Here is a 23,255-nt window from a genome sequence, read left to right on the forward strand (position 1 = left end):
CCCGCCTTAACTCTTTGGAATCGCCCGATTTGCAAAAGCACAGGCCAACAGATTTCGCCAAGCAGCGTATACTCATTTTTCTTGGTCCGGTGTTACTGGTTTACGGAATCTGGCTCTTCTGGATGATCTCCCAAAATGGATGGCATCTGTTCCTGTCAGACTGGTACATGACCCTGACCATGGTATTTGGCTCGTTTATCGCGGGAGCCAGCTCTGAGGGTGGCGGTGCCATCGCCTACCCGGTAATGACGCTGATATTCGAGATCGATCCTTCGGTGGCGCGTAATTTCAGCCTGGCGATCCAAAGTGTGGGGATGACGGCGGCTTCCCTCTGGATAATTGCCCAAAAGGTTCCAATTGAGAAAACGTACCTCTGGATCGTAGCCGCTGGCGGGACGGGCGGCATCATCTTCGGCACCTACCTCATCGCCCCCTACGTTTTACCGGCTTACGCCAAAATGATGTTTGTATCATTCTGGCTCAGCTACGGAATCGCGCTCTTTTTTATCAATCACATCCGGAAGCGAACATCGGCAGAGGCACTGCCCGCTCTCACCCCGGGACAAAAGATCGAATTGGTGGCTGTCGGCTTTGTCGGGGGTATCCTGAGTGCCATCCTCGGCAACGGGATAGATATCTGCTCGTTCGCATTTGTGACGCTGAAATATCGTCTCTCGGAGAAAATCGCGACCCCAACTTCCGTCATCCTGATGGCGATGAATGCCGTGGTGGGAACTCTGCTGCACGGGCTGATACTGCAGGATCTACAGCCGGAAGCGATCAACTTTTGGTTGGTCTGTATTCCCGTGGTCGTCCTGGGAGCACCAATGGGGGCTTACGTCATCAGCAAGGTAAACCGCTTGTATATTGCCGTTTTACTCTATGCTATCCTGCTTGTACAGTTCGTCAGCGCCATATTGATTATCCGTCCCTCCGGGATGCTGATTCTGTTTTCGGCCGGAATTTTTCTGTCGGGCCTGGTTCTGTTCTTCTGGCTCACGAATTACAACCGCACGAACGGGCAGATGCCGGTTGCTTCTGAGTAATGGTGAATATATGGGAGGAAGGGTTCATGAAAACCAGGAAAAATCGGGTCGAAAGAAGAAAGAGAACGATTCCAAAAGAAAAGGGGACATATCCTAAATGATATGTCCCCTGCCTGTCGTTGAAACTCTATTACTGGGAAGTATTCGCAATACCGATTACGCCACAGCCAATGCGGGGACCGGCCGCACCAGAGGGTTGCGACTCCAGGTCATCTTCTCCGCCGTGCACCACAATACCGCGACCGATAATGCTGTCAGGACCATTCAGCTCAATCACGGAATCAGTGTAGTCGATGGTCGCATTTCCTTCACTGTCGGCAACGATATTGCCCATATCCCCCATGTGACGATCATCCTGGGTGGGCGCACCGTGATCATTTCCAGCCGGGTTGTAGTGACCGCCGGCAGAAGTCCCGTCGCTGGCAGTGCAATCTCCATATTGGTGGATGTGGAACCCGTGCCGGCCTTCCTCAAGTCCACTCAATTCAGCCGTCACCTGCACGCCTTCTGCGGTCTGCTCAAAAGTAACGGTACCACTGACCTCATTGCCTTCCGTGGGATGGACAACTGCAACCGCTTTAGTAAAATTGGTAGAAGGAGCGGTAGTGGTTTCCTCTTCGGCAGACTCCTGCTGTTGCGGCTGCGCACAACCGGCGATTACAAATGCTACAATTATGAGAGGGATCGAAAATATTTTTGAAATGTGTTTCATGGTTTAGAGAAATATTTTGTTAGAAATTACGGGTAGTTGTTAACAACTTGCCAGGCTTCGGCATTCAATAAATCTTATGTTGGATACATCTGCAAATTTGATTGACCGTTTTAAAAAAGGAGATGGGTGTTTTCGTGGAATATTTGTTGGGTGGGTAAGAGTACGGTACCAGCCGAGGGCCGGTAGTCTGCAAAAAATAATATTTTACGACCAGTATCCACAAAATACGGATATAATTTCGGTCAAAATTTTTCACTTCACGTGAAATACCTATTTTAAGCGAAACATTAACTCCAGAGCAATTTTTAGAAACTGATGGCTGAGCAATCTTTTAAACGTTTTCATCTTGGATTTCCCATATCCGATATTGAGGAGACTCGTAAATTTTACGGGGAAATACTGGGATGTGACATCGTACGGAGCTCCGAACGGACGATTAATATCAATTTTTGGGGGCACCAGCTTGTCGGACACCTGATCCCGGAATTCGCGGGAAAACACGGCACCAATGAAATTGACGGTAACCCGGTACCGGTGCACCACTTCGGGGTGATCCTCGAGTGGGACGAATGGGAAGCACTGGCCGAGCGGATTCGGGCCTCGGAACACGATTTTGTCTTTGAGCCCTATGTCAGAGACAAAGGATTGCCGGAAGAGGAGGGCAAGATGTTTTTCAGGGACCCGAGCGGCAACACCATGGAGTTCAAAACATTTAAAAATGAGGATCAAATTTTTGCAGGGTAACAGATTGATAGTGGGATTATACAATGTTCATTTTCCGATTAAATTTTTGAGTCTCAAATCCAGCCTATGACACTGCTTTTATTCTACCTGTTCCTCGCTCTGGGAGTATCGTTTCTGTGTTCTATTCTGGAAGCGGTGCTGTTGTCGGTCAGCGAATCGTATGTTGCCGTTATGAAGCGGAAGGGCACGCAGGGTGGAGAGTTGCTTGCCCGGTACAAGGAGGATATCGATCGTCCCCTGTCGGCAATTCTCAGCCTCAACACCATTGCCCATACCGTGGGAGCGGCGGGTGTCGGAGCCCAGGCCCAGGCGGTTTTCGGCAATGAATACGTCAGTATAATATCGGCTGTACTTACCCTGCTTATTCTCGTCTTCTCAGAAATTATCCCCAAAACGCTGGGAGCAACCTATTGGAAAACGCTTTCGCCGCTGGCTGCGCGCACGCTGCGGGTGCTTATGTTCCTGATGTATCCTTTTGTAGCACTGTCAAACGGCATCACGCGTCTGCTTTCAAGCGATAACCGTCCGCCCTCCTTCAGCCGGGAAGAATTCAGCGCACTGGCCGAGCGTGGGGTGGAGCAGGGAATCTTTGAGGAGGAGGAGTCAATGATTTTTAAGAATCTCATCCGGTTCAGCTCGCTTCGCGTCAAGGATATCATGACGCCCCGGATTGTCGTTAAATACTACAACCAGGAACGGACAATTGAGGAGATTCCAGACAAGGTGGAAGATCTGCGTTTTTCGCGGCTCCCGCTTTATGAGGACAACGAAGACAACATCACCGGGTATGTGCTTAAAAACGACCTGTTAATACAACTGGCGCGCGATGAGAAGCATAAAAAGCTCAAAGAATTGAAACGGGAGATTCTGGTTGTCCCGGAAAATGCCAACCTGAAAATCCTTTTTGAACGGCTGCTGGAGCAGCAGGATCATATTGCGCTGGTAGTGGATGAATATGGCGGATTTTCAGGTGTGGTGACAATGGAAGACCTGGTGGAAACCCTGTTGGGCATGGAGATTATTGACGAGGTGGATGCCTATGAAGATATGCAGAAACTGGCTCGTAAAAAGTGGAGAGAACGCGCGGCCCGCCTCGGTATCGTCTCGGACGAGGATGAGGAGGACAGACGTGAGATGTGAGACGTCAAACGTGAGAGGTACAGAACAAGATGTCAAATTCGTCTCCCATCTCACATCTGACGTCTCACGTCTACAAACAAACAATCATCCCGCCGCTGAGGCGCCCCCGTCCACCGTGACGACGGAGCCGGTCGTCCAGCCTGCGTCATCGCTGGCCAGGAACAGCACGGTTCTTGCAATCTCTTCCGGGGAGCCGATCCGTTTCATCGGCAGCGTGCCGGGCACTTCATCCAGGATGGTATCCGGATTGGGAAATGCTTCTGCAGAGTCGTTATAGAGCTTGGTGTCTACCGGACCGGGCTGCACCAGGTTGATCCGAATATCCGGGGCGTAATCGACGGCCGCCTGCCGTACCAACGCCTCCAATGCACCTTTTGATGCACAATAGGCGGCGTGATTCGGGAACCCTTTGTGTGCAGCAATGGAGCCGGTCACAACCACAGCTCCGCCGCCTTTTGTCTGCTGCATTTTCGGGATGCCGGCACGCAGCAGGTAAAAAACGGCATTCAGATTGGTATCCAGCGTTTTGTCCCAGGTTTCCGTGGTCACCTCTGTGATCGATCCCAGTCCCAGCATCCCGGCGTTGGGCACGAGCAGGTCAAGTCCGCCGAATTCGGAGACCGCCCGTTCCACGAGCTGCTTGTTGAGATCCCGAGAGCTGACATCGCCCGGGATAAAAATGGCTTCTCCCCCGCGGGAAGTGATCTTCGTCACCACCTCCCGTCCCTGCTGTGTATCTCGTCCATTCATGACTACGCGAGCCCCCTCAGCGGTAAAAAGTTCGGCCACGGCGCGCCCCATCCCCCGGGTGGCACCGGTAACAATAGCTGTTTTACCGTCTAGTTTCTTCATATCTTTTTTTCTTGGGTCTTGCTATTCAAACTCCTCCTCAATTTCGCTGATCTTCATGGCCAGCTTCTCCCATTCCGCGTAGGTCTCCACGAGCTCGGCCTTCAGCTTTTCATACTCCAGGGAGATCTCTTTCACCTGCACTTCATCATCGTAGAAATCGGGCTCTGCCATCTCCTGCTCAATCTCCTGCTTGCGATTTTCCAGGGTTTCTATTTTTTCTTCCAGGGGATCGATCTTCTTTTTAAACGGCTTGAGCTTGTTATACTTTTCCTGCCGTTTTTGAGCTTCTACCCGGCGTTCTTCCTTACGTGAGAGGGTAGACCCGGAACCGGAGCCGTTTGCTGAGTGTGGCGGCCCCGTTCTGTTGTTGGCTGAGGCCGTGTTTAACGTTTCATTCTCTTCTTCTCTCTTTTTTTCAAGATAGTAGGAAACATTCCCCAGAAACGTGCGCACGCGATTCGGCTGAACTTCCAGCACTTTGCTGACGATGGGATCGAGAAAATCGCGGTCGTGCGAAACGATAATGAATGTCCCCTCATATTGGTCGAGAGCCTGCTGGAGGATCTGTTTTGACTGCATATCCAGGTGGTTGGTCGGCTCGTCAAAAATCATGAAATTGGCCGAGTTCACCAGCATACGGGCCAGGGCAAGGCGACTTTTTTCGCCCCCCGACAGCACCGACACTTTTTTAAAGACCTCATCCCCCTGGAACAAAAAGCAGCCCAGGATGGTGCGCAAGCGGGTTTCCCGGGCGTTGGGGGCCGCTTCTCGCATAATTTCAAACACCGTCTTCGACAGGTCGAGCTCGTCGGCCTGGTGCTGGGCAAAATAGTTTGTGGTGACATTGTGTCCCGGCTCGCGGCTGCCCCCGTCATAATCTTCAAGTCCGGCCAGAATGCGCACCATGGTGGATTTTCCCGCGCCGTTCGGACCTACGACGGCAATTTTATCCCCGCGCTCCACGGAATAGTCCAGGCCGTCAAATACCTGGTTTTCGCCGTAGCTCTTGCTGATATTCTGCAGCTTCATGACTACTGCACCACTTCGCTCGGGCGGGGGGAACTGAAACGTGATCTCCTCCTCGTGTTCATCCAGCTCAATTTTGTCCATCTTTTCCAGCTGCTTGATCCGGCTCTGTACCTGCGAAGCCTTGCTGGCATTGTATCGGAATTTGTCAATAAACTCCTGCAGTTCCTTGATCTCCCGCTGCTGGTTTTTGTAGGCCTTGCGGAGATGGTCCATCCGCTCCTCATGCTTTTCCACGTAGTATGAATAGTTGCCCGCATAGTCGTAAAGATTTCCACGGTCCAGCGCAAGCGTTCGCCCGGTGATTTTGTCAAGGAATGCCTTGTCGTGGGAGACGACGATGACCGCCCCCTTGTAGCTAAGGAGAAAATTCTCGATCCACTGCAGGGATTCGATATCCAGGTGATTGGTCGGCTCGTCAAGCATGAGATAGGTCGGCTGCTGAAGCAGCAGCTTGGCCAGGGCAATTCGCATTAGCCAGCCCCCGCTGAATTCAGTGGTCGACCGGTTAAAATCCTTTTTCGTAAAGCCCAGACCCATCAGCACTTTTTCGATGTCAGAATCCAGTGAGTAGGCCCCCGACTGCTCCAGGCGATCCTGCAACCGCCCCATGCGCTCCAGGGTCTGCTTGTATTGATCACTGTCGGACTCCAGGTGGCTCAATTTTTGCTGTTCTTTCCGGGTTTTTTCTCGCAGTTCCTGCAGGTCGGAGAAGGCGCTTTTCACCTCTTCCAGCACGGTCAGTGACGGGTCCGGATCCACCCCGTCCTGCGGGAGGTATCCGACCGTGGCCGATTTGGACAGCTTCAGTTGGCCCTCGTCTGGCTCGATCTGCCCGGCAATAATTTTGAGGAGGGTCGATTTTCCCGCTCCATTGGGTCCCACAAGCCCGATCCGTTCCCCGGGATTGATCAGCGCATCGATCGAATTAAAGAGGGGCTGATCTCCCAGCGTAAGTGATATATTTTCAAGTGCCAGCATGTCAGGATGTTGAAGAAAGTTCGGTTCTGAAGAGTGAGCGGTGAAGCGAGCGAACGGTGGCGATCAGCTGTTGTTCCGGGAGCACCAGGTTCAGGTTCCGTTTATCCCGGCTGAAGGAGATCAGCGAAAGGGGACCGCCCCTGACCGAGGAAAAGACGCGGCTTGTGATCGACTCCACATTCGAAAGCCCGAAGCCGATCAGGCTGACCAGGCCCTGCTGCTCCGTTATTGTGACTTCCCCAATTCCTTGCAGCTCGTTTATAACCAGATCGAGCTTCTCCGGCCGTTCCAGGGCGATCGAAACGGAAGCCTCAGTGGTGGTTACCACATCTACCGTAATATGATGATGCTCCAGGATCTGGAACACGTTCGACAGGAAACGAAATCCCATCAACGTGCTGGGGGCGTTGACCGTTATGATAACAACGTCTTCCAGGAATGCAAGTGCGCGTACCGGCCGCCCGGATTCGGCATTGGAGTAGATCTTGGTTCCCGGATGACCGGGATCAAAAATGTTGCGGACATATACCGGGATCTCTTTTTGTGCCGCCGGTTTCAGTGTGGAAGGATGCAGCACCCGTGCCCCGAAATAGGCCATCTCGGTGGCTTCCCGAAAGCTGATTTCCGGGATAGGCCGGGCCTCCTCCACCACCCGTGGGTCGCAGGTAAAAATACCGCTGACATCGGTCCATATTTCAATCGCCTCGCAGTTGAGGGCGGCCCCGATCAGGCTGGCGGTGTAGTCGGATCCCTCGAATCCGAGGGTGGTTAGTTCTCCCTGATCGTTTTCGCCGTAATACCCGCCGATGACCGGGATTATCGACTGCTCAATGTTCTGGCGTATTTTCCGGGCTTGTTGGTTAATCCTGCGGAGGTCGGGAGTGGCGTGACCGAAATCGGAGTTCGTCTTGATAATATCGCGCGCATCCATAAACGTGGTATTCAGGCCAAACACTTTTCCACATGTCGCAAAAAGCCCGGAGGAGAGCTGTTCCCCGATACTTGCCACGGCATCTTTGCGGGCAGCATCTGTTTTTTTGCTTTTGTTGATCTCCCTGAGATGCCGGTTCAGATCACGGATCTTCTTTTCAATCCATGCCAGGCACTGCTCAAGGGCATCGGCCGCATCATGATGGTCGAACTCCTGCAGAAATCGGCGGATCAGGGTTTCGTGACGTGAACGTATTTCACTGCTTATTTCGAGCGAGCGCTCATAGCGGTCCGGTGCCGCCTCGACGGCGGCCAGCAGCTGTCGCGTAGTTCGGGAGGTGGCAGAGACCACAACCACGGGCTGTTCATATTGTTTGACGATCTCCAGCACCATGCGCCATGTGTGCTCGTCGCCCATGGAAGTGCCGCCGAATTTGAGTACGCGTGTTGTCTTCATGATACCATTTTATAAGCTGAAACAAACAGTGCCAAAGATACCAAACTGAGGCTACAGATTTAAATAGAAATGCTCGTTTCAAATATTACCTGAACCCAAGTATCGATAAAATCGGAATGATATCTTGCAGGTTGAGAAGAATGATGAAAACGGTAGTTGCATGGTTTGCGCCAGCTAAAAGCTGGGAAAACTAACCGCTGAAGCTTGGAGGAGCTGCCGGTTTTCATCTAAAAAATCAGCGATATCTCCGGTGGGAATTGATTGGGTAACGCCATATGCAATACGAACTTTTTTTTCCTGGTAGACGGGACCGTCATACGGCTCTGTTAGTTTGTCGCTGGTGGATCGATTCGGGGCGGGAACCAAAATGTGTTCTTCTTCGGCTGATGCGGTATTGGTCATTCCAACCCATTCAAAGCTGGAATAATGATCTCTGCTGGCCAATATGATACCACCGCTCATACCCTGGTTAAAAAGTCCGTCGGTCAGGAAGTCTCCTCGACTGGTACGATTTGGATCGCTGACGATGGCGCGGGTTACTACAGCTCTCCCTCTTGGATAGCCGGCAATATAGAGAAATGATCCCCATTTCAGATCCTTTGAATTTCCCAGCTGAATCGAAAGCGGTGGTATTTGCAGGTTGGGCTCTTGTTGCCTCTGAACTTGAATAAGTGCCAGGTCCTTGACGGGGTCAACTGATTTTACTTCAAAAGGAGCGAGGTGCCTTTCTCCATAAACCAGGTTGTGTTGGGTGAATTTTACGGCTACAGACCGGATATATTCATTTTCAGGAAGATCGCCTGTTTCAACATATTCGATCAGTGTATCCGGGAACTGAACTATATGCGCGCATGTGAGCAGCGATATGAACCGGCTATCCTGGGCAATGGAGATGGCTGTTCCGGCAACGCTCTCCTCTTTGGTTGTTGAGCGGGAGGAGAGTTGCATCAAGTCGGCGCCACGGATTTGAGGGAGCGTTACCGGTTCCTCTTCAAAATAAAAGATACGGTAAATTCCCGATATCGTGATTCGCCTTACGGACCGAAAAACGTTACTGATGTTTGCAGATATATCTTTCGTGGGAAAAGCGGATGTATACTCCTCCTGCAGGTTGCGCCTGTTATCACTTCCCGCGGAGGACGATTGTACTCCTAGTTCCGTAGAGACACATCCCGATATGAACATGAATGCTGCTATACAGAGGCCGATCTGTCTAAAGAAAATCATTCACCTACGGTTTGATTTGTGAGGTTTTTGCAAAACCGCTGTTTTAGCTAAAAAATAATGGAACAGGTCTGCAGGAATTTGGCGTCTCTTCCCGGCATTGGGCCATTATTCTTTTGCGTTGAATTCCTGACTGTTTATTACAACGTTCCGGGCAGACTATTGCGTATATTCCGGTATCGGAGTCATGATTTTTTCCTTGAAGAGTGGTCGACTCCATAACCACCGCCGCCCGGCGTCAGGATTATAAAACGGTCGCCCGGCTCCAGGTCCGCCCCGTCGATAGAGGCGAGCGGTTCCCGCTCCCCGTTTTTTCGAACAATCCACTGCTGTCCGTTGGCGCCCGCTTTCCCTCCTTCCAGGCCGTAGGGTCCCTCCACCCGGTGCTGGGTGAGCAGCGACAGGCGTACGGGTTTCAGGAAGGTCATTTCACGCCGGATTCCATTTCCACCGCAGTGAGCGCCCTCGCCACCCGAGCCGGGACGAATGCTGTAACGGTCAAGCCGCACCGGGTAGCGCTGTTCCAGAATTTCCGGGTCAGTACCTGCGGTATTGGTCATATGATGGTGAACAGCATCTGCGCCGTCAAAAGTAGGTCCGGCGCCGGTTCCTCCCCCAATGGTTTCGTAGTAGCCGAACGTGTCGCTGCCGAACAGCACGTTGTTCATGGTTCCCTGGCTGCAGGCCATTTTTCCGAAGGGTTTTAGCAACAGATCCACCAGCCGCTGGCTTGTTTCCACGTTGCCTCCCACAACCGCGGGCGACTTGCGGGGATCACTCGCAAAGTCCGGGTTCAGGATAGATCCCTTCGGCAGCTGTATGGTGACGGGCTCGAGCAATCCTTCATTCAGGGGAAGCGGTTCATCGACCAGGAGCCTCAGGATGTAGATAATCACACTGCTCACGATGGCCGGAGTCGCATTCAGGTTGCCGGGGTGTACCGGGGCGGTTCCCTCGAAATTAAATGTGATCGTCTCTTCAGCAATAGTGATAGCGGCGTGCAGGCGGGTGCCGTCATCCATTTTTTCAGTGGTCTCAAACGTGCCATCCGGCAGCCGGCGGAGCGTCGTCCTCATTTTTTGGGCTGCATAACTCTTTAGGGCGTGCATGTAGTGCAGTACCTGTTTTCTCCCGTGGGCGGTCACCAGCGCCTGCAGTGATCGGCTGCCGCGCTGGTTTGCTGCAACAGCTGCCTGCAGGTCGGCCATATTTTCTTCAATGCTTCGCGTGGGATGCTCTGCAGAATTGAGCAGGTTGCGGAGGTCGTCCCACCGTTCCTTCCCCAGCCGGATCAAGTGCGTCGGGGGCAGAACAACGCCCTCCTCTGCCAGGGTCGTTGCTCCGGGCGGCATGGAGCCGGGTCGCGTTCCGCCGATCTCTGCATGGTGGGCCCGGCTGGCAGCAAAACCGATCAGTTCCGGTTCATCCTTGCCGGTAAAAATGGGCGTGACTACAGTAACATCCGGAAGGTGCGACCCACCAAAGGCGGGATGGTTGGTAACTACCACATCTCCCGGCCGCATTTCGATAGTTTTTTTGAGGCGTCGAACGCAGATACCGAGCGCTCCCAGGTGAACCGGGATATGGGGTGCATTGACGATGAGCTCCCCTTCGGCGTTGAGCAGGGCACAGGAGTAGTCCATTCGTTCTTTGACGTTGACCGAGAGCGCCGTCCGCCGGAGCATCTCTCCCATCTCCTCGGCTATTGAGGTAAACCGGTTGGTGAAGAGTTCCAGCGCTACCGCCTCGGATCGGGAATCGTGATCTGAAGAATTCTGGTGGTTCCTGTTCTTCAACTGTGAGAGGATCAGGGAACCGTTTCCCTCAACGGCAAGCGTCCACCCCGGCTCAACAACGATAGTGCTGTACGGGTCCAGGATCAGGGCGGGGCCGTCAAGTTTCTCCCCCGGGGCGAGCTGCCCGCGATTGTAGACCGGGGTATCGATCTTATTTCCGGAAAATACCACCGGCCGGACTTTAGCCGGCTTATCGGAACGGGGGGAGGCTGCCTCTATACTGCGGTTGAGTTCAGGTTTGCGGCTGGAGGCCACCACCCGGATCGATTCCACCTCAATTTCACGGTCACTGACCCAGTGCCCATAGCGGGTTTGATAGGCATGCCGGAATGCGTCCGCAAGATTTTTGTTTTCTTCAAAAGCGATTTCAAGAGTCGACTCCTGGCCCGCAAGTCGCATAAAGACTGAATGCCGGCGCAGCTCTATTTTCGATTTCGGGATATGCTCTGACAGGGTACGAACCGCTTTATTCCCCAATTCACTGAACATCACTTCCAGCCTGTCTCCCAGCTCGCGCAGCGGTTCCAGCACCTGCTGTTCCTCAAATTGCTCTATGACGGCATTTCCCAGTCCATAAGCGCTCAGCAAACCGGCATCGGCCGGGATCACAATATTGCTGATATTGAGCTGCCCGGCGATGGCACAGGCGTGCTGGGCACCCGCTCCGCCAAATGAAACGAGAGCGTATTCTGCGGGATCGTATCCCTTTCGCAGCGATATTTTCCGGATCGCATCGCTCATGCGTTCATTGGCAATCTGCAGAAACCCTTCCAGGATCTGTTTTGGTGTAACGTCCCGGTTGTTGAGATTCCGGACTTCGGCAAGGATTTCCTCCAGCCGCCTCTGTGACGCCTCTTTGTTTATGGGGATACCAAAGTTCTCAGGTTCCAGTCGTCCAAGCAGCAGGTTGACGTCCGTTACTGTGAGAGGACCGCCAGCATCATAACAGGCCGGTCCGGGGTCGGCCCCCGCACTTTCCGGCCCGACTGACAGTTTAAACCCATCAAAGGAGCATATGGATCCTCCCCCCGCGGCGACCGTTTCAATAGAGAGAGCCGGGGCGGCGACCTGTGCATCCCCGACCTGGTGTTGAAAAAGATAGTCGTATTCATTGTCATAGCGGGCAACATCGGTGCTGGTTCCTCCCATGTCGAACGAGATGATGTGGTTGAATCCAGCTTGCCGCCCCGCGGTGGAGGCCCCGACCACGCCCCCTGCGGGACCGCTGAGAAGACTGTCTTTGGGATTGAACTTTTCAGACTGTACCAGGCCGCCCGCACTGGTCATCAACCGGAACGAGCCTGCCGAGAGCTGTTCCCGTACATTGTAGACATATTCGTGCAGAATAGGAGCAAGGTATGCATTGACTACCGCCGTTTGCGCCCGCGGCAAAATCTTGATGAATGGACTTAATTCCGAAGAAACCGAGACATGATTAAAGCCGAGCTCATCCAGCAAACCGGCAATTTGCTGCTCATGTTCATCATTTTTGTAGCTGTTTATCAGGCAGAGCGCTACAGATATCTCAGCGGGTTTTTCTACGGAGTGCAGATGTTTGCTGAGCAGGTTCAGATTCAGCGGCCGGATAATTTTACCATCGGCATCAATTCGTTCGGGTACTTCAATAACCTGCTCATACAGTGGTTGCGGCTTATTGATTTGCAGCGAAAAAAGTTCGGGTCGTTTTTGATTTCCAATCTTCAGGAGATCGCGGAAGCCTTCGGTGACCAGCAGCAGGGTGTGGGCGCCTTTGTGCTCCAGCAGGGCATTCGTGCCCTTGGTGGTGGCCAGTCGCAGGTCGGCGGGGGGAAGGGGTTCACCGGCCGGGGTTTGGGTGATGAGCCGCGCGGCAAGAATCGGGGCCTCAAAATTGCTCGTCAACTCGAAAGCGGATAGCTCCCGTACGTCCATGGCATGCTTGAGTACGATGACGGAGGTCTCGGCATCGAATGCATGAATTTCGACAGGCGGATGGCTCGAATCAAGTAATTGAAAATGGAATCCCCTGATAAAATCGTCTGGTGCATTCCAGCTCTCTTCAACCCGGAGAGTTCGGGAATCAATCCATTCGGTAATGGTACCACGGAGAGCACTGCTGCTCAACACTTTGGTTTTATGGAATGTACCGTGGGGATCGCGGGCAATGCAATCGGTAAAAGTCCCGCCCGTGTCGATCCAAATATCCCAGGATTGTTGATTCATTTTGTGAATAATCCGGATTAGGTCTTTAGCTCACCTTCTTTAAAGAAGGTACTGATTTCCTTTATGGTTTTGGCGTTTTTTATGTGATCTATGGCCTCGGCCTGGCTCAGGTGGGAGGCCAGTTTCCCGAGCATTTTCAAGCTTTTTTCGTAGGGTACGGTGCGGGGAGAGATCAGCAGAAAAATTACGTGTACTTTTTGGTCTAGCCCAGGATAATTTACCCCGTCCGGGCTGATCCCCAGGAACAAGGTGGGATCATTTACAAACGAAGACCGGAGTTTCGTAATGGCAACACCCGGAATATCTCCCGGGAGGTTGTCGGGATTCACATTCAGAATATTTTTAACCAGGCTTTCGAGGATGTCAGGTTTGTCTCCGAAATGGGGATTGAGCATTTGAGTAAGAGCGTCAGCGGCATCTGGGGTATTCAGGTCGAAAGCGATGTGCCGGGATTCGATATCAGGCAGCTGGGCTTTGCGCTCGATCCTGAGTTTGAGTCCGGTATTGTTGCCTGCTGCCTGCTCATTGGGATAAACGGTCAGAAAGTTGTTGCCGGGGTAGCGTTCGGCAATAAGGCCGGGCAGGCGTTCGAGATCTTTATCCCACGAGATGGATCCTTCCCGCGAGCTCAGCAGTATAAACAGGTCGTCTTCATCGATCGTCAGTTTATCGGAAAGAAGATTCCGCCAATGTTTAATATCCAGGAAGGTGGCCTCCAGTTCCGGCTCGGTACTTTCGATAACAGTGCGGAGGGAGCGGTGCATGGTTGCCGGAGAAAAAACGATAAGCTGGGTTCCCAGCTCATTGATGATATTTTTAATATCACGAATGGCACTTGGAAATCCAGGTTCCCGGTCGGCATTTTCAGGGATGGCAAGGATAATTCTTTCGGAAGTATTGACGGGATGCACGATTCGGGAGACGATAACAAGTTGTTTGCTCTCTTCGAGCACCCGATCCAGGATGCTTCCGAAAATTCGCTGTTTGGCCGATGGTTCGCCGTTCCAGCCTATAATGATATCGGAGATACGCAGTTCTTTGGCCGCTCGCATGATGCCGTTGGCAATATTCATGTCTACCCGGGTGATGGGCGTTACAGGAACGTCGGCAGCCGCAGCATGCACAACGGCGTGTCCCAGCATGTTTTCGGTTGCGGCTACTTCGGCCTCAATATCGCCTTTCTCAGGAGCCACGGTCAAGGGAAAAATCGGCTCCGGGGAATCTTCGTCACGAATGATCATCGCCAGGTCGATCATGGCCTGGGAGGTCACGGGATTAGCCAACGGAACCAGGATACGTTGTGGAGCTTCGGAGGGTTCGTAGGGCTTTTTTTGCTCTTCGAGTGCCAGTTTGCGTCCATATTTTTCTGTGAGCCAGGGACCGATCAGGCAGGTTAACAGAATCATAATTACGACGGCATTGACGACTTCACCGCTGAAAAGTCCAATGTCATATCCCACCAGCGTAACGGCCAGGGTAGCAGCTGCCTGTGCGACCGACAAACCAAATATCGAAGTCCGTTCAGTGGGAGTGTATCCGTAAATTTTTTGGATTATGGTGGCCGCTAAAAATTTGCCGACGAGCACAAGGCCGGTAAAAGCTCCGGCCATGATCCAGATTTCGGTGCCTTCCAGGAGGACGGATACATCCACCAGCATGCCGGTTGAAATAAGAAAGAAGGGAATGAAAAGCGTATTACCTACAAACTGGATCCGGCTCATCAGCGGACTTGATCCGGGAACGAGACGGTTCAGCGATAATCCGGCCAGAAACGCACCGATGATAGCGGCCAGGCCGACAAAGTCAGCAATAAATGAGGCCAGGAACAGCACGGTGACCATAAATACGAACTCGGTATTGGTATCGTTGCGGGTGTCTTTGAAAAACCAGCGTCCCAAACGGGGAAGGGCGTAAATCATTACGAAAGTGTAAACAGCAACCAGCGTAATGAATGTAATCCAAAAAGCGGGACCGATATCTCCCGTTACCGCACCCGAGACAATCGCCAGAATAAGCAGCGACAGGGTATCGGTGACAATGGTACCCCCCATCGTCATGGTAATAGCCGTGTTTTTGGTGATACCGATTCGCTCGGCCACCGGATAGGCCAGCAGGGTATGAGAACCTACGATAGAGCCCAGTAGAAGGGCTTGGTAGAGCGAAAAATCGAGCAGGTATATGCCTGCGATCAGGGCGCCAATTTGGGGGATAAAAAATGAAACTAATCCAAAGACAATACTGCGTCCCTTTAATTTTTCAAACTTATTGAGGTCAATCTCCAGCCCGGCAATGAACATCAGAAAGAGTAGTCCCACCGTTCCTAACAGCTCCATCGTGCTTCCGCGCTGTAGCACGCCAAGGGCATAAGGACCAATAATAATACCGGCAACAATATGTCCGACCAGCCCCGGCACTTTGATGAGCCGAAAGAGCATGGGCGCCAGAAACACAATGAGCATTACCATGGCGAATACCAGCACGGGATCTTGAAAAGGGAGAGATAAATCGGGGAAATTCATAAAATCTATCAGTGAAATGAACCGCTGATTGGTGTGGAGACCCAAAGGGGGCCAAGTTAAAAGTAATTATTTAACAAAGCACTCTGAATTTGTACAAAAAATTTATACTCAACAGTGTTATTTGATATCTTTACTGTTGTTAAAGGGCGTTGAAAGCCTACTCTTTTGTTGGGAGGTGGTTTTACCATCGACCATTGGTCCTTTTAAACGGGAGGACAACTTCCTCAGAACGAGAAATTGAGGGTTTTTTAACGCTCCCTGTTAAACCAGAGACATGTAAACCGGGTTGGACTTTGTTGCAGCATCCCATAACGGTGTTCTTACATTTTTTGTAGATATCGACATTATCCTCGACAGCCAGAACATAACAAGTCGGACAGTCCTCATTAGTGAGGGAAAATTTAGCTGGACTTATGTCGGGTTCCATCAGTACTTACTACCGTATTTCCCGGATTTGATAAATGGGATGTTCCACAGTTCGAAATACAGGGTTACCTGCTTGAAGTAGTAAGTCCTGATCGGTGCCATGTTTTCAAGAGCAGGGTTAAAAAACGTAAAGGATAGGTAAGGATGGTATCTATTTTTTATCTTCCCGGGTGAATACAATCCCTAAAAGAAAAACTTTGTAGAAACTCGAAACGCTTTATATTTAATTGTCAGTTTAGTGCATACTTAAATCACCTGTTTATTGATTATAAAAGCAGTACGACACTATGAAAAGACCATCTGTAAACTATCTGCGATTACCTGAATCGGGATATATTTATTAGATTATGGACCCATTGCAACGAGGTTGACACTATGACATCCAATAAGTAGTGTACTTATCAATCATATTGCCGGGAACTGCCTGCCTGCCACTCTCTTTAGTTCCAAACAGTAACCATCAGAATAACATTAGATATACCAAATTTGTAAATGCATGAAGCACGAAAAACTAGAAAAGCAACTTGGATTATTTGATGTGTATGCCATTAGCACCGGCGCTATGTTCAGCTCTGGATTTTTCCTGCTTCCCGGTATTGCCAGTGCATACAGCGGTCCCTCTGTAATTATTGCATATTTAATCGGTGGTATACTGGTGCTGCCGGCAATGTTGAGTGTAGCCGAGCTGTCAACAGCGTTACCCCGTGCCGGCGGACCGTATTACTTCCTGGACCGAAGTTTAGGTCCCATGGTAGGTACCGTTGGGGGACTGGGAACATGGATGGCCCTTATCTTCAAAAGTGCATTTGCCCTGGTAGGAATGGGCGCTTACCTGGGACTGTTTTTTGATGTTCAAATTAAGCCTGTTGCCGTTACGCTGACCTTCCTTTTTATGATTATGAATATCATCGGGGTCAAAAAGACGACACGCCTGCAAAACTCATTTGTGATCATCCTTGTCGGGATACTGCTGCTCTTCGTGGTAGAAGGGTTATTTGAGCTGTTTGGAATAGGAATGCAACAAGTTGCCTCAACGCAATTGACACCGTTCCTGCCGTTTGGATACGAGGGATTGCTGGCAACAATCGGACTGGTGTTCGTATCATATGCCGGGTTGACCCAGATAGCCAGCGTGGCCGAGGAGGTGAAAAACCCGGACCGCAACATCCCGCTGGGAATGATTCTGTCGCTTCTCACGGCTACCGTTATTTATGTGCTGGGCGTATTTGTAATGGTGGGCGTACTTGATCCCGATATGCTTCGCGAAGACCTGACCCCGGTAGCTACCGCTGCTGTTGAGTTTTTCGATCTTTTCCCTGAGCCAACGGGATTAATTTTGATAGTTATTGCCGCCATTGCGGCTTTTGCTTCTACGGGGAATGCGGGAATTATGTCGGCGGCGCGTTACCCGTTGGCAATGGCTCGTGATAACCTGATCTGGAAGAAGATGTCTCAGGTTGGCAAATTTAAAACACCGACCATCTCCATCATAATTACCTCCCTGCTGATGGTGTTTTTTATCCTGGTTATGAATGTGGAGGATATCGCCAAGCTCGCCAGCGCGTTCATGCTTATGATTTTTGGGTTGCTGAACCTGGCTGTAATTGTGATGAGGGAAAGTAAAATTGAGGAGTATGATCCCGGATTCAATTCCCCATTGTATCCGTGGCTGCAGCTGGCCGGGATGTTGGTCTCCACATTTTTGATTATCGAGATGGGGATATTGCCCATCGCTTTTACCGGTCTTATGACGGTAGCCTGCATCGGGTGGTATTTTTACTATGCATATGCAAAGGTGCAGCGGCAGGGGGCTATTTACCACGTGCACGCACGACTGGGTGAGCGCCGATACCACGGGCTGGAGACCGAGATGCGTGATATTCTCCGGGAAAAGGGACTGCGCGAGGAGGATCCGTATGAAAAAATTGTGGCACGATCGGTGGTTATCGATGAAAAACGGGGCGATCTCAGTTATCACACGATCATCAAGCAGGTATCACAGCAGCTTGCCCCCCGTTTCCATATTGAAGCTGACGCACTGAGTGAGCTTTTTATCAAAGCCCAGGATACCGGTACGGTGCCACTGGGGCGTGGTGTGGTCATCAATCATCTCAGGATCGACCGCGACCGTCCCACGGAAATGGCACTGGTTCGAATTCCCGAAAGTATTAAATTGAAGACCGAGGGATACCATCCGCTTAATAAAAACGGGCAGGCCGAGGCAGAAAAAATTTGCGCAATTTTGTTTATCGTAAGTTCAGAAAACAATTCCGGCCAGCACCTGCGAACGCTGGCGCATTTGGCTGAGATGGTTGATAATCCATCATTTATTGATCGCTGGAACAATGCGCGGCATGAAGGCGAACTCCGGGAGGTGTTGCTGCGCGACGAACGTTTTATCAATATTACGATCAGTATGGAAAATAAAACCAGAACGCTGACCGGGCAGAAAATCAAGGAGGTCGATCTGCCGGGTGAAAGTCTGGTGGCGATCATTAAAAGAGACGGCAAAATCACGATCCCTCACGGAGACACTATTATTAAGGAGGGGGACCAGTTGTCGATCATTGGAGAGAAACAGGATATAGAAGCGATCAAAGAGATGATAAGTTAATTGGAATTGAAGGATAAGATTTATTCCTTTTTATTTTTTAAAACAAATATTTAAAGCATCACAGCATTTTGCCAAAACTGAAGAAGTCCGACAAGCTAAAAAAAGAGCTCAACTTATTTGACGTATACGCCATAGCAACAGGGGCTATGTTCAGCTCAGGGTTTTTCCTGCTTCCCGGTATCGCCGCTGCAGAAACGGGTCCTTCTGTTTTCCTGGCATACCTGGTTTCCGGGTTGCTCATTCTCCCCACGATGTTCAGCGTGGCTGAGCTCTCTACTGCGCTACCCCGGGCCGGGGGGACATACTATATTATTGACCGCAGCCTTGGACCTTTGATGGGCAGTATCGGGGGATTTGGATCCTGGCTGGCACTGGTGCTTAAAAGTGCATTTGCCCTGATCGGGATGGGAGCCTATATCGCCCTGTTTTATGATATTAACATTACGGTTGTGGCCATAGGTCTCACCATCGCTTTTGGCATGCTGAATATTGTGGGGGCCAAAGAGACAACAACCCTGCAGAAAGTGCTTGTGGCTGCCCTGATCACCATTATGTTTGGCTATCTTGTTGAGGGTATCGGCTATCTGCTCTCAATGGATATTCTCGGGATAACCGAGGAGCAGTTCACACCGTTTTTCACAAAGGGTGCCAGCGGTTTTTTTGCAACAGTAGGAATGGTGTTTGTTTCCTACGCCGGACTTACCAAAGTTGCCAGCATTGCCGAAGAGGTAAAAGACCCGGATCGCAATATTCCGCTGGGCATGTTTTTGTCGGTCTTGTCGGCGATTACGGTATATGTGCTGGGGGTCTATTTAATGGTTGCCGTGTTGGAGCCGGAGGCGTTTCGCCAGGATTTGACCCCTGTGGCCACGGCCGGAGAGGTGTTTATGGACTGGCTGCCGGGAGATGTCGGGCTGATCTTGATTGTGATTGCCGCCATAGCTGCCTTCGCCTCAACGGGAAATGCCGGGATTATGTCCGCTTCCCGCTACCCGATGGCGATGGCGCGGGATTCCCTGTTTGAACCGCGTTTTGCAAAACTCGGACGTTTCAATACGCCCCAAAATTCTATCCTGGCCACGGTGGGCCTGATGATCTTTTTCCTGCTTGCGTTTAATGTTGCATCTGTCGCCAAGCTGGCAAGCGCCTTTCAACTTTTGCTTTTTGCCTTGTTGAACCTCGGGGTTATTGTGATGCGGGAGAGCAAGATTGAGGAGTACGATCCCGGCTTCAATGCACCCTGGTATCCCTGGCTACAAATTGCCGGCATGGTACTGTCGTTTGTTCTTATTTTTGAGATGGGCATCCTGTCAATACTGTTTACGGTAGCTGTGTCGGCATTTTCCGTGGGTTGGTATTATTACTACGCCCACAGCGAAATTGATCGCCAGGGAGCGATATTTCACATCCATGCTCGTCTCGGCGAAAAGCAGGACAGCGGACTTGAGCACGAAATGAGGGGCATACTCCGTGAAAAGGGACTGCGGGAGGAGGACCCCTACGAAGAGGTGGTGGCCCGCTCCATGGTTATTGACGATCTTGAACCGAATACCACCTACCGGGAGATCATACGCATGGCCTCTTCCCGGCTGGCTGTTCGGGTGAACCTTGACCAGAGCGAGATGTTCGATTCGTTCTGTAATATCAATCAGTCGGGTTTGATACCGATGGGGCGCGGGGTGGCGCTCAACCACCTGCGGGTTGAGAAGGATATCAGTTCCGAGATGGTGCTGGTGCGGATGAAGGAGGGAATCACGATGGATACTGATCATTTTGAACAGCTGAGCCAAAGTGCGGAAGATCCATCCCAGAAAGTACGGGCCTTTATCTTCCTGATAAGTTCGGAAAAGCATTCGAGCTCGCATCTGCGTATTCTGGCCCATCTTGCGGAAATGATTGACAACAAGCATTTCATGGATCGCTGGCTGGCTGCCGAGGATGAAGGGGCGCTGCGTGAAATTATGCTGCGCGACGAACGCTTTATCAACCTTAAGGTCACCACCGACGACATGACCGCCAAGATGATTGGGAAAAAAATAAAAGATATTGAGCTGCCGGGTAAAAGTCTTGTCGCTATCCTGAAACGTGACAATGATATTATCATACCCCACGGCAATACTGAAATCCATGAAAATGATGAACTTTCCATCATAGGTGATAGTGAAGATATCGACGAAGTGAGGAGGTTAAAGAGGGGCGGTAATTAAGGCTTGTTCAGGGGAGCTCTCTGCTTCTTTGTTATTTTATGGTATTGTAGATCAGGTGCTGGTAGACTCCAGGATATGTGATGGTTTTGAAAGCCGTCAAAGTCTGTAGATTGCGTATTTTTTGTCGTGGCTCGTAGGTTCCCATTTTGTAATGGAACTTATTTTATCAATAGCTATGGAAAAACAGGCTTTTTTGAATGCCGGGTTTTACGGATTTTTTCAAATTTCATTGAATTTGTTACGGGTGTGGCACCCACCCCGGGCCCTGACAAAACATAACCACTCATAACCAACGAAATGGGTTGTTTATTTTTTAAATGACTAAAAAACGAACATGGAAAAGTGATTAGAAAGCCCCAGAAGGGGAAAGCCTACCGTGACTTTTGAGAAAAGCCCTGGTTGGATAAGCAGCAGAACGGATGGTGCCCTTAATAGATTCAGAGAAGGACGACCAGGCTGGCGAAAATAAAGCCGAAGAGGATAAACGCCAGGGCCGTGCCAATTGGACTGCTAAAGTCATCGGAGGTCACTTTCCGGCCTTCTGTTATAAAGGCTGGTAACAGTAGTTTGAGAGGATTCCTGGACGTTCCGGACAGGGAATTTGCAATATTCAGTGCGATTTTCTCCGCCTTCCCAAACAATGTATTGGGCATCGTTACAAACAGGCGTTCTACACTATCCGCCGGACGCCGGTAAAACCAGTCGGTATCGAGGGCAATCTGGGGCGTTCCTTCCAGCTTTTTACGCAGCAGCCAAAAACCGATGAAAGCGAATACGAGGATCTGAGTCATCTCTACAAGGTTATAGATGGTGTAGGGTTCGTAATCAGCCGCATAAGGCAAATAGTTGTAGAGAAGTGCAGGATACAGGCCGAAAAGCAGACAGAAAAAGGCGCCGATTCCCATCGCAATTTTCATGTTGAATGGAATATTGGAGAGGCTGAGTTCATTTTTATTTTTCCCAAACCATGTGAAATAGGGGAGTTTGAGCCCGGTGTGTATAAAGGTACCGATGGTGGCCAAAAGCAACAGTAAAATTGGCCATTCCAGGTGAGCATTTCCAAGGGCTGTTGAGATCATGGTTTTACTGATGAACCCATTTAGCAGGGGCATTCCCGAAATAGAGAGGGCACCCACCATGTATAAACCGATAATCAGCGGCATTTTTTTTGCGCCTATTCCCAGCTCGCTCAGTTTGCTTTTCCCGGTGGCGTGGATGACAGCTCCTGCTGCCATAAATAAGAGGGATTTATAAATAATGTGGTTAAAAGCGTGAGCGGTGGCCCCATTTAGGGCAAGTTCAGTACCAATACCGATAGCGGTGACCATATACCCGATCTGGCTGATAATACTGTAAGCCAGGATCTCGCGGATATCGTTTGCAAGCAGGGCATAAATGGTACCGTAAATAGCCATCACAACGCCTACCCAAATAAGGATTTCCCAGCCCGGGAACATCCGAATTAAAACATATACGGCGGATTTGGTAGTCAGGGCGCACATAAAAACGGCACCGGTAATGGTCGCTTTTGGATAAGCATCGGCCACCCAGGCGTGCAGGGGAGGGATCGCAGAGTTAAGTCCCACTCCTAAAAGTATCAATACATTGGCAAGGGTGTAGGTTTGTTCCAGGTTTTCGATTAAAAAAGATCCGCCGCTATTCAGGTGCAGTAAAATTCCGGAAAACAGAAGTCCGCCTCCAAAAATATGAACCAGCACGTAACGCATGCCGGCTTTGTCGGATGCTTCGGTCTTGCGAGCCCAGATGAGCCATGTTGAAGCCGCAGCCATAATTTCCCAGAAGATAAACAGGGTAAAGAAATCACCTGCAAAAGTAACGCCGAGTGCACCGCCGGCATAGGCCAGGGCCGAGGTCTGTTGCCCCAGGTCTTTAAGATGGAAGGCATACACCCCGCCGATGATCGTAATCATCGCAAAGATGGTACCGAATATGCGGCTTAGCGGGTCAACCGTGAGCAGGTGTAGCTCGTAACTGGCAAATGGCAGTTGCAGCAAACTGCCTTCAGGTAGGGTCCACAGTACTCCTAAAGCTATCAGGGGAAACAGGATAAAACTGCTACTCCGAAGACGTTTCGGTATCAGCGGGAGCAGGAAGGCTCCCAGAATTAATATAATTGCAGGGACGGTAAGGAGCTCAACGATCATAGTAGTCTTCGTCGCTTAAAATGAAAAGTTTGCCTAACCACCTTGAGATGTAGATGACAGCAACGCATCCCACAAATCCCCAGATGGCATAAAATGCGGGAATGTGGTTCCACCAGTGGGAGTCATAGCCTGCCAGGAAGGTGAACTCCAGGATCAAGCTGATGACGAAAATAATGCCGAGTGCTATCCAATGCCACTTCTTCATAGATACAGG

General features: G+C 50.8%; 14 protein-coding genes. 5 read left to right on the forward strand and 9 right to left on the reverse strand.

Features of this window, described 5'->3' with window-relative positions:
- Positions 1-29: 29 nt before the first annotated feature.
- Positions 30-1,046 (forward strand): TSUP family transporter, encoded by a 1,017-nt coding sequence (locus tag ACG2F4_RS02420; RefSeq protein WP_395257944.1) that lies wholly within the window; start codon positions 30-32, stop codon positions 1,044-1,046.
- Between the two features lie 130 nt (positions 1,047-1,176).
- Here the strand turns inward: ACG2F4_RS02420 and ACG2F4_RS02425 are convergent, their stop codons facing one another.
- Positions 1,177-1,758, reverse strand: coding sequence for a superoxide dismutase family protein (locus ACG2F4_RS02425; protein WP_395257946.1), 582 nt, complete (start codon positions 1,756-1,758; stop codon positions 1,177-1,179).
- Positions 1,759-2,073: 315 nt separating this feature from the next.
- Here ACG2F4_RS02425 and ACG2F4_RS02430 point away from each other — a divergent pair, with 315 nt between their 5' ends.
- Positions 2,074-2,502, forward strand: a complete 429-nt coding sequence (locus ACG2F4_RS02430) for a VOC family protein (protein ID WP_395257948.1) — start codon at positions 2,074-2,076, stop codon at positions 2,500-2,502.
- Positions 2,503-2,568: 66 nt separating this feature from the next.
- A complete protein-coding gene (locus ACG2F4_RS02435; protein ID WP_395257950.1) occupies positions 2,569-3,642 on the forward strand; it encodes a CNNM domain-containing protein in 1,074 nt (357 codons plus the stop codon).
- An 84-nt stretch (positions 3,643-3,726) separates the two neighbouring features.
- Here the strand turns inward: ACG2F4_RS02435 and ACG2F4_RS02440 are convergent, their stop codons facing one another.
- From ACG2F4_RS02440 to ACG2F4_RS02465, 6 genes are all read right to left on the reverse strand, one after another.
- A complete protein-coding gene (locus ACG2F4_RS02440; RefSeq protein ID WP_395257952.1) occupies positions 3,727-4,494 on the reverse strand; it encodes an SDR family NAD(P)-dependent oxidoreductase in 768 nt (255 codons plus the stop codon).
- A 21-nt stretch (positions 4,495-4,515) separates the two neighbouring features.
- Complete coding sequence (locus tag ACG2F4_RS02445) at positions 4,516-6,501, reverse strand: ATP-binding cassette domain-containing protein (protein WP_395257954.1); 1,986 nt, start codon at positions 6,499-6,501, stop codon at positions 4,516-4,518.
- Position 6,502: 1 nt separating this feature from the next.
- Positions 6,503-7,888, reverse strand: coding sequence for an aspartate kinase (locus ACG2F4_RS02450; protein ID WP_395257956.1), 1,386 nt, complete (start codon positions 7,886-7,888; stop codon positions 6,503-6,505).
- A 174-nt stretch (positions 7,889-8,062) separates the two neighbouring features.
- Positions 8,063-9,115, reverse strand: a complete 1,053-nt coding sequence (locus ACG2F4_RS02455) for a serine protease (protein WP_395257958.1) — start codon at positions 9,113-9,115, stop codon at positions 8,063-8,065.
- 182 nt (positions 9,116-9,297) lie between these two features.
- On the reverse strand, positions 9,298-13,110 hold the full coding sequence (locus ACG2F4_RS02460) for a hydantoinase B/oxoprolinase family protein (protein WP_395257960.1): 3,813 nt from the start codon (positions 13,108-13,110) through the stop codon (positions 9,298-9,300).
- A 17-nt stretch (positions 13,111-13,127) separates the two neighbouring features.
- On the reverse strand, positions 13,128-15,629 hold the full coding sequence (locus ACG2F4_RS02465) for a cation:proton antiporter (RefSeq protein WP_395257962.1): 2,502 nt from the start codon (positions 15,627-15,629) through the stop codon (positions 13,128-13,130).
- Between the two features lie 922 nt (positions 15,630-16,551).
- On the opposite strand from ACG2F4_RS02465, the gene ACG2F4_RS02470 reads away from it, so the two are divergent.
- Positions 16,552-18,669 carry an amino acid permease gene (locus ACG2F4_RS02470; RefSeq protein WP_395257965.1) on the forward strand — a complete coding sequence of 706 codons (2,118 nt, stop codon included), beginning with the start codon at positions 16,552-16,554 and terminating at the stop codon, positions 18,667-18,669.
- Between the two features lie 68 nt (positions 18,670-18,737).
- On the forward strand, positions 18,738-20,876 hold the full coding sequence (locus ACG2F4_RS02475; protein WP_395257968.1) for an amino acid permease: 2,139 nt from the start codon (positions 18,738-18,740) through the stop codon (positions 20,874-20,876).
- Between the two features lie 437 nt (positions 20,877-21,313).
- Here ACG2F4_RS02475 and ACG2F4_RS02480 read toward each other — a convergent pair whose 3' ends face one another.
- The gene (locus ACG2F4_RS02480) at positions 21,314-23,041 is read right to left on the reverse strand and encodes a Na(+)/H(+) antiporter subunit D (protein WP_395257971.1); all 1,728 of its coding nucleotides are present in this window, start codon (positions 23,039-23,041) and stop codon (positions 21,314-21,316) included.
- Positions 23,031-23,246 carry a hypothetical protein gene (locus ACG2F4_RS02485; RefSeq protein WP_395257973.1) on the reverse strand — a complete coding sequence of 72 codons (216 nt, stop codon included), beginning with the start codon at positions 23,244-23,246 and terminating at the stop codon, positions 23,031-23,033. Before ACG2F4_RS02485 ends, ACG2F4_RS02480 begins: the two co-directional genes overlap by 11 nt.
- Positions 23,247-23,255: the final 9 nt, after the last annotated feature.

Source organism: Halalkalibaculum sp. DA3122 (genome assembly GCF_043951865.1).
GTDB lineage: Bacteria > Bacteroidota > Rhodothermia > Balneolales > Balneolaceae > JAMQKA01.